Origin of the sequence: Photobacterium kagoshimensis (genome assembly GCF_050337045.1) — a bacterium.
GTDB lineage: Bacteria > Pseudomonadota > Gammaproteobacteria > Enterobacterales > Vibrionaceae > Photobacterium > Photobacterium kagoshimensis.
In genome coordinates this window covers 1-11,927 of sequence record NZ_JAKJSO010000025.1, presented here as the reverse complement: position 1 = coordinate 11,927, position 11,927 = coordinate 1, and the positions used below count along the sequence as shown (strand labels likewise).

The window sequence follows — 11,927 nt, the reverse complement described above, 5'->3', positions numbered from 1 at the left end:
CTCCTACATTCTGTTAGCAGCACTATCAAGTACACGTCGGCCTTCTTCAGCCTCTACCGTGCCTTGTGCCACCAGCATCTTGATACTTTGATCCATGGTCTGCATCCCCGATGCTGAGCCAGTTTGGATCATGGAATACATCTGTGCGACTTTATCTTCGCGGATCAAGTTTCGGATCGCGGGGGTCGCCATCATAATTTCATGGGAGGCGACACGACCGCCACTGGTACACTTCAATAGACTCTGCGACACCACCGCCCGCAATGACTCCGATAACATAGATCGCACCATAGATTTATCATTACCAGGGAAAACATCAATAATACGGTCGATGGTTTTTGCCGCTGAACTGGTATGCAGTGTGCCTAATACTAAGTGGCCCGTTTCTGCCGCTGTCAGTGCCAAGCTAATGGTTTCTTGATCTCGCAGCTCACCCACCAAAATCACATCGGGATCTTCACGCAGCGATGAACGCAGCGCGGCCTGAAAACTATGAGTATCGCGATGTACTTCACGTTGGTTAATCAAGCTACGCTTGCTGTGATGCACAAATTCAACCGGATCTTCAATCGTCAAGATATGGCGGTTGTAGTTTTCATTAATGTAGTCAACCAAAGCCGCTATCGTGGTCGACTTACCCGAGCCTGTTGCGCCCGTTACCAGCACTAAGCCACGCGGTAGCTGGGCGATGTCATAAAAGATATCTGGAACACTCAACGACTCCAGCGTTGGCACATGCATGGGAATAGTACGAAAAACCGCGGCACTGCCGCGAGACTGGTGAAATGCATTCACCCTAAAGCGACCGACATCAGGTAATTCGAACGAAAAGTCCACTTCTAGCTTTTCTTCATACTCACGACGCTGTGCATCATTCATAATGTCAAAAACTAAGCGATGCACCTCGCTATGCGCTAAAGCAGGTAAACTCAGTTTACGTACATCACCATCGACACGAATAATTGGTGGAACCCCTGCAGAAAGGTGCAGATCAGAGGCATTATGCTTTACACTAAAGTCCAGTAGTTCGGTGATATCCATTAATTTTCCCCACAGAATCAATTATGAGTAGTATCAAGCAAAATATTGAACAGGTCATCACTCAGATCGCTTCAGCAGCAGAAAAATGCGGTCGAGACGCCGATTCAGTGCAACTGTTGGCGGTGAGTAAAACAAAACCTATTATCGCTATCGATGATGCGATAGCCGCTGGTCATCGTGCATTTGGTGAAAATTACGTGCAAGAAGGTGTTGAAAAAGTACAACATTTTCGCACTACACCTTATGCAGATAGCCTGGAGTGGCACTTTATCGGTCCGATTCAGTCAAATAAAACCCGCCCAATTGCAGAACACTTTGATTGGGTTCACTCGATAGATCGTGCCAAGATTGCCCGCCGTCTCAGCGAGCAACGCCCTAGCGAAAGCGCACCACTCAATGTCTTGCTGCAGGTAAACACCAGCGGTGAAGCCAGTAAATCAGGCTTAACCTTTGATGAACTCGCGGGGGTCGCAGCTGACATTGCTAGCATGCCAAATTTAGTCTTGCGTGGCTTAATGTCGATCCCCGAAAAAGCGCATGACTACGACAGCCAACTCGCTGCGTTTCAATCATTGTCCGATGCAATGACAGCGCTGCAAGCCGAGCACCCTCAACTCGATACCCTGTCAATGGGAATGAGTGGTGACATGGATGCAGCCATTGCTGCTGGCAGCACCATTGTTCGTATCGGTACCGCAATTTTTGGTGCTCGCGATTACCCGACTAACGCTTAGTCACAAACAATCTGGCATGTGCCAATAGCACCTGCCCTAGAAAAGATGATTTCTTACCCCCATAAATAAAGGGTAAGGGTTAACAGGCAAGGAGCCTTATTCAATGGAACAACGCTCAATCACCTTTATTGGTGCGGGCAATATGGCCCACTCTATTATTGCAGGGCTGGTAACCAGTGGTTACAACGCCAACCTCATTACCGCAACAGCACCCAGTGCTGAACGCCGAGAGCCGCTTGCTCGCCAATACGGCATTCACACCGATGACGATAACGTGCGTGCCGCCGAGCATGCCGATGTTATTGTATTAGCGGTTAAACCACAGTTAATGGCTTGTGTGTGTGAAAAGCTGCAAGGTATTAACTTCGACAACAAACTGGTGATTTCAATTGCTGCGGGTATTTCTGCCCAGCGATTAAATGAGATGTTGGCTTGCGAGCTCAAACTTGTGCGTGTCATGCCAAATACCCCTTCGCTAATCGGCAAAGGAATGAGCGGGTTATACGCATCGGCAGTTGTGAGTCAGCAAGATAAAACCTTCGCAGAACAACTGATGCAAGCTGTCGGTGAAGTCTGTTGGGTCGAACAAGAGTCTGGCATTAATGCCGTGATTGCCGCTGCGGGCAGCGCACCTGCTTACTTCTTCCTGTTTATGGAAGCCATGCAAGCAGAAGCCATTAACCAAGGTTTTGATGCAGAAACGGCACGTTTGTTAGTGCAACAATCCGCATTGGGTGCAGCAGGAATGGTCCAAGCCAGCCCGGATCTCGAACTTTCAACCCTGCGCGAACAGGTGACATCCAAAGGTGGTACCACCGCGGAAGCGCTTCGCACATTTAACGAACATCAGCTGAGTGATACAGTAGCTAAAGCAATGCGTGCTGCAGTCTCTCGCGCTGAAGAAATGGAAAAACTTTTTTAAGGTTACTATATGAATGCAATGGCTTTTTTATTAAACACAGTATTTGACCTCTACATCATGGTCGTACTACTGCGTGTCTGGTTACAGTGGTCACGAGCGGATTTCTATAACCCGTTTTCGCAATTTGTGATTAAAGTAACCCAACCTATCGTGGCACCGCTACGCCGTATTATTCCATCAATCGGCTCGCTAGATTTAGCAACCTTATTGCTGGCGTATGTATTAAGCGTCATGAAGTTCCTTTCACTACAAATGGTAGTGAGTGGCGGTAACATGATGTTCAGCCCTGATTTCCTATGGGTTGGTGCGTTAGCCATGCTAAAAGCAGCTGGTTGGCTATTATTCTGGGTACTTCTTATCCGTGCCATCCTAAGCTGGGTGAGCCAAGGCCGCAGCCCTATTGAGTACGTGATGCACCAGTTAACAGAACCACTCACCGCACCAATCCGTCGTATCCTGCCACAAATGGGCGGTTTGGATCTGAGTGTGCTCATTCTGTTTATTGGCTTGCAGTTCGCGAACTTCCTAATGGGCGATATTGTGGGCCCAGTTTGGTTCAAACTATGAGTCAACACGCTGTTGCTCGTACTGGCGATGATCTTATTATTCGGCTGTATATTCAGCCGAAAGCCAGCCGCGATCAAATCGTGGGTTTGCATGGTGATGAACTCAAAATCGCCATTACCGCGCCACCGGTCGACGGTAAAGCCAATGCTCACCTGGCTAAATACCTTGCCAAGCAGTTTAAAGTGGCGAAAGGGCAAGTGAACATTGAAAAAGGCATGCAAGGGCGACATAAGCAAGTTCGCATTGAAAGCCCCAAAACCATTCCGGACAGCGTAGCACCTCTATTACATTCGTAACTGTCATCTGAACGATGATGGCTACGCATAAGGATTTGCCCGACTCCTCTATACTTAGAGGAGTCGCTGTATTACCCACTTACGCTTTGAGTAATTAAATAACACCGCCAAGGTCTTATTGATTAACGACGAATAAAACCTAAGTGAGTAACAAAAGGATAATGTCATGAAAAAGCTATTTTTTTTGCTGTCTGCGCTTTTGTTCAGCGCCTTACCAGCCCAAGCCGAACAACTCAAAAATATAGGCGATCTGGAAGTACACTACGCTAGCTTTCCATCAACCTTCTTAACACCTGAAGTCGCCAGTACCTATCGTATCCAACGTAGCCGCTACTCGGCAGTCGTCAATGTCACCGTATTGGATAAGAGCCAGCAAGGGAAACCTGCGGTTACTGCTGTACTGTCTGGTACAGCACGCAATTTACTCGGTAATGAAAAGCGCTTATCGTTTCGCGAAATTCGCGAAGGCAAAGCCATTTATTACATCGCTGAAATTAGCCATGCCAATGAAGAAAGCTTGAAATTTAATATCGATGTCAGCCAAAACGGTACCAATGGCAGCATTAATTTTAAGCAAACTTTCTTTGTCGATTAGGGTGAGAACTAAATGATTGATATCAGGCGGCTAAGTTATTCTTAGCCGCCTTTTTCTTTTCTCGCTATCCGAACGAGCTAACAACCGACTGAACCTAGCAACGACACCAAGCTGCTAAAGCTATCTGCTGAATCAAGTGATTGAATGGGGTATGATGCGCGGCAGATACAATGACTGCACTTCAGAGGAAAAGTAATGAGCAAACTTGTACTAGCAACAGGCAACCAAGGCAAAGTAAAAGAAATGGCTACTATTTTGGCTGATTTCGGTTTTGATGTGGTTGCACAAAGTGATTACAACGTCTCTGAAGTGGCAGAAACTGGCACCACTTTCATTGAAAATGCGATCATCAAAGCGCGTCACGCCGCCAAAGAAACGGGCTTACCTGCTATCGCCGATGACTCAGGTTTAGAGGTTGATTTCCTAAAAGGCGCACCCGGTATTTATTCGGCGCGTTACGCTGGCGAAGGTGCTAGCGATCAGCAGAACATCGAGAAACTCCTTGATGCAATGAAAGATGTACCAGCAGACCAACGCACTGCACGCTTCCATTGTGTACTGGTAATGATGCGCCATGAAAACGATCCAACACCTTTGGTATGCCACGGTAGCTGGGAAGGTAGCATCCTAACGGAGACCCACGGTGACAATGGCTTCGGCTACGATCCTGTATTCTGGGTACCTGAAGATCAGTGCGCATCAGCACAACTCGAGCCTGTACGTAAGAAACAACTGTCGCACCGTGGTAAAGCACTGCAACAACTGTTTGCAGCGCTAAAGGAAGCCTAATGCAAGTACCACCGCTTAGCTTATACGTTCATATCCCTTGGTGTGTTCAGAAATGTCCCTACTGCGATTTTAACTCGCACGCCTTAAAAGCGGATATTCCCGAGCTCGACTACATTGATGCGTTGCTCGACGATCTTGATATCGATTTAGCCGCTTATCAGCTCGACGATAGTGCGCGACCGCTGCACTCAATCTTCATTGGCGGCGGCACCCCTAGCTTGATTTCGCCACCAGAGATCGGCCGCTTATTAGCAGGGATCCAAGCGCGGATTCCATTTAGTGATGATATTGAAATCACCATGGAAGCCAACCCAGGCACCGTCGAGGCTGGGCGTTTTGACGCTTATCGCCAAGTGGGGGTAAACCGCATCTCTATTGGCGTGCAAAGCTTCCAAGATGAAAAACTGACACGCTTAGGCCGTATTCACGGTAGCGATGAAGCAAAAAAAGCAGCACTATTGGCAACCGATGCAGGCTTAAACAGCTTTAACCTCGATTTAATGCACGGCTTACCCGATCAATCGCTTGATGATGCAATGTCAGATCTCAAGCAGGCCATCGCTCAAAATCCACCGCATTTGTCTTGGTATCAGCTGACCATAGAACCCAACACCTTGTTCTATTCAAAGCCACCAACGCTGCCTGATGATGACAATTTGTGGGATATTTTCGAGCAAGGTCATCAATTGCTGGCTGACGCAGGCTATGTGCAGTACGAAATTTCAGGTTATAGCAAGCCAGGTTATCAATGCCGTCATAACCTTAACTATTGGCGTTTTGGTGACTATCTTGGCATTGGTTGTGGCTCGCACGGTAAAGTCAGTTTTGCTGATGGGCGTATTATTCGTACCGTCAAAGTAAAACACCCACGTGGCTATTTGAATCCAACCAAGCCCTATCTTGATCAAGCAACGGAAGTTGTACTCGAAGATCGTCCTTTTGAGTTCTTCATGAACCGCTTTCGCTTATTAGAAGCCTGTCCAAAGCAAGACTTTGTCGATCGTACAGGCTTACCGCTCAGCGCGATTGAGCCAACCATCAGCTGGGCCATCGAGCAGAACTTCTTGCAAGATCAAGGCGATCAATGGCAGATCACCGAGCACGGCAAGTTATTCTTAAACGACTTACTGGCCGCTTTTGTCGCTGAAGACGACGAGTAACACTCAAGCCTCATTGTTGCGTCAAAACAAAAAACGCGAATGCTCACCACATTCGCGCTTTTTATTGTCTGTTATAACGTGTCCACATTCACAAAGTCACACTACGCCAAGCCTTTAGGGCTGGGATGGTCGATTGAATGTGTTGTTCTTGTTGCTGGCGCTTTGCTACTTTCTGACAAAGATCCGCATTCATTTCGCTAGAAGCACTCACCGGCGAGGCTTGCGTCAAATCCGCTACCATCAATTGATGGTAATCCAATAGCACCTGCTGTTGCTCCGCGCTTAATGCCACTCGATGAACACCAAAATAGAGCTTACCCTCGGCATTGACAGTAAAGGCATGTTTGCCGTCATTAAGAGATAGCGCCCCTTGTTCGACGGAGACTTGGTTATGCCAAGTGGGTTCACAGGCTTGTAGCGCACTCACCCCTAACACCGCAAGCGAGATAAACGCGGCTGAGACAGTGCGAAAAAACACACCCGATATCGTGTGCTGCTGTAGTTTATTCCGTGGTTGCTTCAGTCCTGTCATCTCATCCCCTTTAAACGACAAAGGGTGATGGACAAACCAAACTCACCCTAGAAAATTGAACGGCCAATACGCTCAGCAAGTAATTCCAGTGCTGCCGTACCCGCTAATGAGTTACCGGAAGGATCCAGTTCTGGCGACCATACACAGATCGTCATTTCACCCGGCACGATAGCAACAATGCCGCCACCGACCCCAGATTTACCCGGCATCCCAACACGATAAGCAAACTCCCCTGCGCCATCGTACAAGCCACAGGTCGCAAGCAATGCATTCATTTGCTTACTCTGAGTTTGGCTGATAATGGTTTTTTTTGCGCCTAAAGGAAGTCCTTTATTTGCTAAGTAACTGAAGGTACGTGCTAAATCAACACAACTCATTCGCAGCGAACAATAGCTAAAATAGTTAGTGAGCACTGGCATCACTTCATTTTCAAAGTTGCCAAATGAACGCATTAAGTACGCAATAGAGGCATTACGATCGCTATGCTGCATTTCCGAACTGGCGACGACTTTGTCGTAGATAATATGCGGATTACAGGCAAGCTCACGCACTTGCTCTAGCATGCGATATTGTGGGGCAGACAAACGACTGTGCAGTAAATCCGACACCACGAGTGCGCCCGCATTGATAAAGGGGTTACGTGGAATACCATTTTCAAGCTCAAGCTGGATCATCGAATTAAACGCATGGCCCGACGGCTCTTTACCGACCCGTTGCCAGATCTCTTCTGGCTCATATAAGGTCATCGCCAATGTCAGGCTCAGCACCTTGGAGATCGATTGAATAGAAAAACATTCGCTACTGTCACCTGCTTGAATAATTTCACCGTCGTTATAACACACGGCAATACCCAGTTTATTCGGTGAAACTTCGGCTAAGGCAGGAATATAGTCGGCTACTTTTCCCTTACCAATTAAGGGTCTAACCTCATCCAAAATACCAGCGAGTAACTCTTCTGTTGGTTTCATTTCTTCAACTCCAAGGGCAAAAAAGCCAACACTAGGTTGGCTTTTTAAATTACGGTGACTGTTAATTCAGTGCATTTTTACGTGATGAATTACTCAGTACGCGCGAATTTCATGTCCCACACGCCGTGACCTAAACGGTGACCACGTGCTTCAAATTTCGTTAATGGGCGATCTTCTGGACGAGGGATATAATCACCATCAGTTGCCGTGTTTTTGTAGCCTGGGGCTGCATTCATCACTTCAACCATGTGCTCAGCATAGTTTTCCCAGTCTGTCGCCATGTGGAATACACCGCCGATTTTAAGCTTCTTGCGTAGCATTTCAACGAATTCAGGTTGAACAATGCGACGTTTGTGATGACGCGCTTTGTGCCATGGGTCTGGGAAGAACAGTTGAACTGTGTCTAGGCTATTGTCTGGGATCATGTAATCAAACACTTCCACGCCATCGTGACACATTACACGAAGGTTAGTCAGTTCAGCTTCACCCGCCGCCATTAGACATGCGCCAACACCTGGACTGTGTACTTCAATACCGATAAAGTTTTTCTCTGGTGCGTTCTTCGCCATTTCAACTAGCGATGCGCCCATACCAAAACCAATTTCAAGTACAACAGGTGCTTCACGGTTGTATTCTTCAGCCCAGTTTAGGTTTTCTTTAACGAAGTCCACACCCATAGTCGGCCAGTGTTTTTCCATCGCCATTTCTTGGCCTTTGGTTAAACGACCTTCACGACGAACAAAGCTACGGATCTTACGAACCAGCTTACCGTCTTCAGTAAATTCAGTCAGCGTAACGTCGCCAGACTTCTTTGTAACTTCACTCATGGGGGGTTTCCTAAACTAGAAAAGAATAAAAACTAAGCGACGGCATTATCCAAAGTTATGAGATAAGTGCAAGTCTGATGTCGAATTCAGCACCCTGCTTATGCCATCAAGAACAGAAAAAAACATTAACCGTGCAGATCACGTCCGAATCAATCTTCACGAACGACACAGTAACCATCGTGACTGTCATTGCGAGAACACTGACTTTATGATGCAATCCATGGCGAATATAACGTCGCAATAGACAAAACTAAACACATTAAAGAGCGTGCACTCGACACGCCTAAGTAGAGTCCTGTGAGCAATCCTGTCAACAATGCCTTCTCCCACGCTATTTTAGCTTGGTACGATAAATTTGGCCGTAAAACCTTGCCTTGGCAATTAGAAAAAACGCCTTATAAAGTCTGGCTAAGCGAAATCATGTTGCAACAAACTCAAGTTGCAACTGTTATTCCTTACTTCGAGCGTTTCTTGGCCCGTTTTCCAACCGTGCAAGACTTGGCCGCTGCTGAACAAGATGAAGTCCTACACCTATGGACTGGGCTTGGTTATTATGCCCGAGCACGTAATCTGCACAAAGCAGCGCAATGCATAGTGAACGAACATGGCGGCGTTTTCCCAACCGATATCGATCAAGTTCAGGCCCTGCCTGGCATTGGCCGTTCAACTGCGGGGGCGGTACTCTCGCTTTCGCTAAAGCAACATCATTCGATTTTAGATGGTAACGTCAAGCGCACCCTTTCACGTTGCTATGCCGTCGAAGGCTGGCCCGGTAAAAAGTCGGTCGAAAATGCACTGTGGGAGATTGCCGATGCCAATACTCCCACACAAGGTGTAGAACGGTATAACCAAGCCATGATGGACATGGGGGCGATGATTTGTACCCGTAGTAAGCCCAAGTGCGAATTGTGTCCGGTTAATGATATATGCCAAGCCAAAGCACAAGAGCGCCAAGCCGAGTTCCCCGGCAAAAAGCCCAAGAAAGTAATGCCAGAAAAGCAGACATGGTTTGTCATTTTGCAGCATGGCGATGAAGTCTGGCTAGAACAACGCCCACAGACGGGGATTTGGGGCGGACTGTGGTGTTTCCCACAACACGATAACGATCAATTAGCTGATCTGGTTGAACAGCGCCTCGCCACTCAAGCGAATGTCGTAGCACAAGAGCAATTGACTGCTTTTCGTCACACGTTTAGCCATTACCATCTCGACATTACTCCCATGCATTTCACCTTGGACAAGCAGCCATGCCAGATCCGAGAAAATGGCCAATGGTATAATTTACGCCAGCCTGCAAAAATTGGCTTAGCCGCGCCCGTTCAACAGATTTTAGCGAGCTTGCACTATCAGCTGGTAAACGGTTAACCCTAAAAAATGAGTGGATTTGCGATAGGCATGGGAGTTCTGGCAGCTGTCGCGCCACTCTGGTATAACTAGCTGCGTACGTAATAAGGTTATGACTGAAGGAGCCGCTCAATGAGCCGTACTGTATTTTGTACTCGCCTTAAAAAAGATGCGGAAGGTTTAGATTTCCAACTTTACCCAGGTGAACTTGGTAAACGCATTTTCGACAACATCTCTAAAGAAGCTTGGGCTGAATGGCAAGGTAAGCAAACCATGCTGATCAATGAGAAAAAGCTTAACATGATGGATGTCGAGCACCGTAAATTACTTGAAACAGAAATGGTTAAATTCCTGTTTGAAGGCCAAGACGTGATCATTGATGGCTATACGCCACCAAGTGAATAAAACAGCGGTATCTTGACGATATAGCTATTGAGCGTCACGATTTGTCATCATTAAAATGAAAAAGACTTACTGTGACGTTCAGAAAATGACATCATTTGTCGCTACATAAATGGTGTCATTTTTTTATCTGTCGGTGTTATGAAAAAACGTTTAGTTCTGTTATCTCTACTTGCGCTAAGTGGCTGTAGCCGTGAGTTTATTGAAAAAATATACGATGTGGATTACACCACCACCAACCGTTTTGCCAATAACCTAGCACCGCTTCCTGGTCAGTTCACCAAAGATTTAGTCGCCCTCGATAAGCTGATCAACTCCTTCAATGGCGAAGTCGAACGCTATTGGGGCAACGACAGTATGATCGCCAGTAAACACCACTACGTAAAATACACCGATGGCTACCAAAGCCGTGCTCACGTCGACTTTGACCGTGGTGTGGTGGTAGTGGGTACAGTTGCCAAAACTGAACCAGAAAAACACCTAAAAGCCGCCATCGTCACCACCCTTTTAACCCCCGACGATCCTGCTGGGGTCGATCTGTATTCTGATCAAAAAATCCAAGTCGGTGGTAAACCCTTTCTATTTGGCCAAGTACTGGATCAAGATAAAAAGCCGGTTGAGTGGTCATGGCGTGCCAATCGCTTTGCCGATTATTTAGTTCAAAACAAGATCAAAAAACGCAAAGTACGCTTTCAGCAAGCCTATTACGTTGAGATCCCTATGGTAGCTAACCATGTCGACAAGCGTGGCTATAAATACGCGAGCATAGTGCGTGATGCATCAAAACGTTATGGCATCAATGAAGATCTGATTTACGCCATTATCAAAACGGAAAGCAGCTTTAACCCTTATGCCGTGAGCCACGCGAATGCGTACGGGTTGATGCAAGTGGTACCTAAAACCGCTGGGGCCGATGTTTTTAAGTTGGTGAAAAAGAAATCAGGTGTGCCATCTCCCGAGTATTTGTTCGACCCAGTAAAAAATATCGACACAGGTACAGCCTACTTTTACATCTTAAAAAACCGTTATTTAAGGGATGTCAAACACCCAACCTCGCTGCACTACAGCATGATTTCGGCTTATAACGGCGGTACGGGCGGCGTGCTAAATACCTTTAACCGCAATGATCGCAAGCGGGCAATGAAAGATTTAAATAACCTGCAACCGAATCAGGTTTACTGGGCATTGACCAATAAACACCCGAAAGCCGAAGCAAGACGTTACTTGCAAAAGGTAACAACATTCCAAAAAGAGTTTAACCAAGGCAAAATTTAGCCTTATTGCTAACGTCACTGGCCCGCAAAAAGTGACGTTAGCAAGGTAAAAATCGCGGAATCACGCTTCACTTATGCGATTCCGCCACCTCAATGGGCAAAATTCCAGCAAGCAGGCCGATTTACTGTTTTATCTAAAAAAAATGGTTGACGACAACGCCCAAAAGCCGTTTAATAGCGCTCCGTTGCCTCGATAGCTCAGTCGGTAGAGCAGAGGATTGAAAATCCTCGTGTCGGTGGTTCGATTCCGCCTCGAGGCACCATTACTTCTCTTTAGTAGTTAAAAATGGTGCAAGCAACGATAGCAATTCCCCTTTAGTTCAGTTGGTAGAACGGCGGACTGTTAATCCGTATGTCGCAAGTTCAAGTCTTGCAAGGGGAGCCAAATTTAGTTGTTAAGCAATAGCTTGATGACAAACAAGAATTCGTGTGCCGACTTAGCTCAGTAGGTAGAGCAACTGACTTGTAATCAGTAG

14 protein-coding genes and 2 tRNA genes are annotated in these 11,927 nt (G+C 46.8%); 12 read left to right on the top strand and 4 right to left on the bottom strand.

Going from position 1 to position 11,927, the window contains the following annotated elements:
* Positions 1-3 precede the first annotated feature (3 nt).
* Entirely contained in the window at positions 4-1,041 is a 1,038-nt protein-coding gene (locus L4C35_RS20385; protein WP_428464625.1) for a type IV pilus twitching motility protein PilT, read from the bottom strand.
* 23 nt (positions 1,042-1,064) lie between these two features.
* On the opposite strand from L4C35_RS20385, the gene L4C35_RS20380 reads away from it, so the two are divergent.
* The 7 genes from L4C35_RS20380 to hemW all read left to right on the top strand — a co-directional run bounded on the left by L4C35_RS20380 (position 1,065) and on the right by hemW (position 6,104).
* On the top strand, positions 1,065-1,775 hold the full coding sequence (locus L4C35_RS20380; RefSeq protein ID WP_428464624.1) for a YggS family pyridoxal phosphate-dependent enzyme: 711 nt from the start codon (positions 1,065-1,067) through the stop codon (positions 1,773-1,775).
* Positions 1,776-1,878: 103 nt separating this feature from the next.
* Positions 1,879-2,697 carry a pyrroline-5-carboxylate reductase gene (gene proC, locus L4C35_RS20375; RefSeq protein ID WP_428464623.1) on the top strand — a complete coding sequence of 273 codons (819 nt, stop codon included), beginning with the start codon at positions 1,879-1,881 and terminating at the stop codon, positions 2,695-2,697.
* 9 nt (positions 2,698-2,706) lie between these two features.
* On the top strand, positions 2,707-3,264 hold the full coding sequence (locus L4C35_RS20370) for a YggT family protein (RefSeq protein WP_428464622.1): 558 nt from the start codon (positions 2,707-2,709) through the stop codon (positions 3,262-3,264).
* Entirely contained in the window at positions 3,261-3,560 is a 300-nt protein-coding gene (gene yggU / locus L4C35_RS20365; protein WP_428464621.1) for a DUF167 family protein YggU, read from the top strand. Before L4C35_RS20370 ends, yggU begins: the two co-directional genes overlap by 4 nt.
* 166 nt (positions 3,561-3,726) lie before the next feature.
* On the top strand, positions 3,727-4,155 hold the full coding sequence (locus tag L4C35_RS20360; RefSeq protein WP_428464620.1) for a DUF4426 domain-containing protein: 429 nt from the start codon (positions 3,727-3,729) through the stop codon (positions 4,153-4,155).
* A gap of 195 nt (positions 4,156-4,350) precedes the next feature.
* Positions 4,351-4,944, top strand: coding sequence for an XTP/dITP diphosphatase (locus tag L4C35_RS20355; RefSeq protein WP_428464619.1), 594 nt, complete (start codon positions 4,351-4,353; stop codon positions 4,942-4,944).
* Positions 4,944-6,104 carry a radical SAM family heme chaperone HemW gene (gene hemW, locus L4C35_RS20350; protein WP_428464618.1) on the top strand — a complete coding sequence of 387 codons (1,161 nt, stop codon included), beginning with the start codon at positions 4,944-4,946 and terminating at the stop codon, positions 6,102-6,104. Before L4C35_RS20355 ends, hemW begins: the two co-directional genes overlap by 1 nt.
* 88 nt (positions 6,105-6,192) lie before the next feature.
* Here the strand turns inward: hemW and L4C35_RS20345 are convergent, their stop codons facing one another.
* The 3 genes from L4C35_RS20345 to trmB form a co-directional block, all read right to left on the bottom strand.
* A complete protein-coding gene (locus L4C35_RS20345) occupies positions 6,193-6,636 on the bottom strand; it encodes a hypothetical protein (protein WP_428464617.1) in 444 nt (147 codons plus the stop codon).
* 47 nt (positions 6,637-6,683) lie between these two features.
* The gene (gene glsB, locus L4C35_RS20340) at positions 6,684-7,604 is read right to left on the bottom strand and encodes a glutaminase B (protein ID WP_048901006.1); all 921 of its coding nucleotides are present in this window, start codon (positions 7,602-7,604) and stop codon (positions 6,684-6,686) included.
* A gap of 89 nt (positions 7,605-7,693) precedes the next feature.
* Positions 7,694-8,431 carry a tRNA (guanosine(46)-N7)-methyltransferase TrmB gene (gene trmB / locus L4C35_RS20335; protein ID WP_048901005.1) on the bottom strand — a complete coding sequence of 246 codons (738 nt, stop codon included), beginning with the start codon at positions 8,429-8,431 and terminating at the stop codon, positions 7,694-7,696.
* A 297-nt stretch (positions 8,432-8,728) separates the two neighbouring features.
* Between trmB and mutY the strand changes: the two genes are divergently transcribed.
* From mutY to L4C35_RS20310, 5 genes are all read left to right on the top strand, one after another.
* Positions 8,729-9,796 (top strand): A/G-specific adenine glycosylase, encoded by a 1,068-nt coding sequence (gene mutY / locus L4C35_RS20330; RefSeq protein ID WP_428464616.1) that lies wholly within the window; start codon positions 8,729-8,731, stop codon positions 9,794-9,796.
* A gap of 111 nt (positions 9,797-9,907) precedes the next feature.
* Complete coding sequence (locus L4C35_RS20325) at positions 9,908-10,180, top strand: oxidative damage protection protein (protein WP_371704635.1); 273 nt, start codon at positions 9,908-9,910, stop codon at positions 10,178-10,180.
* Positions 10,181-10,318: 138 nt separating this feature from the next.
* A complete protein-coding gene (gene mltC, locus L4C35_RS20320) occupies positions 10,319-11,452 on the top strand; it encodes a membrane-bound lytic murein transglycosylase MltC (protein ID WP_428464615.1) in 1,134 nt (377 codons plus the stop codon).
* A 186-nt stretch (positions 11,453-11,638) separates the two neighbouring features.
* Positions 11,639-11,714, top strand: a tRNA-Phe gene (locus L4C35_RS20315).
* A 46-nt stretch (positions 11,715-11,760) separates the two neighbouring features.
* A tRNA-Asn gene (locus L4C35_RS20310) sits at positions 11,761-11,836 on the top strand.
* The last annotated feature ends 91 nt before the right edge of the window (positions 11,837-11,927 follow it).

Bases quoted from the DNA above. Each gene is read 5' to 3' on its own strand.
- L4C35_RS20385 (WP_428464625.1), bottom strand. From the start codon at position 1,041: ATGGATATCACCGAACTACTGGACTTTAGTGTAAAGCATAATGCCTCT.
- L4C35_RS20380 (WP_428464624.1), top strand. From the start codon at position 1,065: ATGAGTAGTATCAAGCAAAATATTGAACAGGTCATCACTCAGATCGCT.
- proC (WP_428464623.1), top strand. From the start codon at position 1,879: ATGGAACAACGCTCAATCACCTTTATTGGTGCGGGCAATATGGCCCAC.
- L4C35_RS20370 (WP_428464622.1), top strand. From the start codon at position 2,707: ATGAATGCAATGGCTTTTTTATTAAACACAGTATTTGACCTCTACATC.
- yggU (WP_428464621.1), top strand. From the start codon at position 3,261: ATGAGTCAACACGCTGTTGCTCGTACTGGCGATGATCTTATTATTCGG.
- L4C35_RS20360 (WP_428464620.1), top strand. From the start codon at position 3,727: ATGAAAAAGCTATTTTTTTTGCTGTCTGCGCTTTTGTTCAGCGCCTTA.
- L4C35_RS20355 (WP_428464619.1), top strand. From the start codon at position 4,351: ATGAGCAAACTTGTACTAGCAACAGGCAACCAAGGCAAAGTAAAAGAA.
- hemW (WP_428464618.1), top strand. From the start codon at position 4,944: ATGCAAGTACCACCGCTTAGCTTATACGTTCATATCCCTTGGTGTGTT.
- L4C35_RS20345 (WP_428464617.1), bottom strand. From the start codon at position 6,636: ATGACAGGACTGAAGCAACCACGGAATAAACTACAGCAGCACACGATA.
- glsB (WP_048901006.1), bottom strand. From the start codon at position 7,604: ATGAAACCAACAGAAGAGTTACTCGCTGGTATTTTGGATGAGGTTAGA.
- trmB (WP_048901005.1), bottom strand. From the start codon at position 8,431: ATGAGTGAAGTTACAAAGAAGTCTGGCGACGTTACGCTGACTGAATTT.
- L4C35_RS20325 (WP_371704635.1), top strand. From the start codon at position 9,908: ATGAGCCGTACTGTATTTTGTACTCGCCTTAAAAAAGATGCGGAAGGT.
- mltC (WP_428464615.1), top strand. From the start codon at position 10,319: ATGAAAAAACGTTTAGTTCTGTTATCTCTACTTGCGCTAAGTGGCTGT.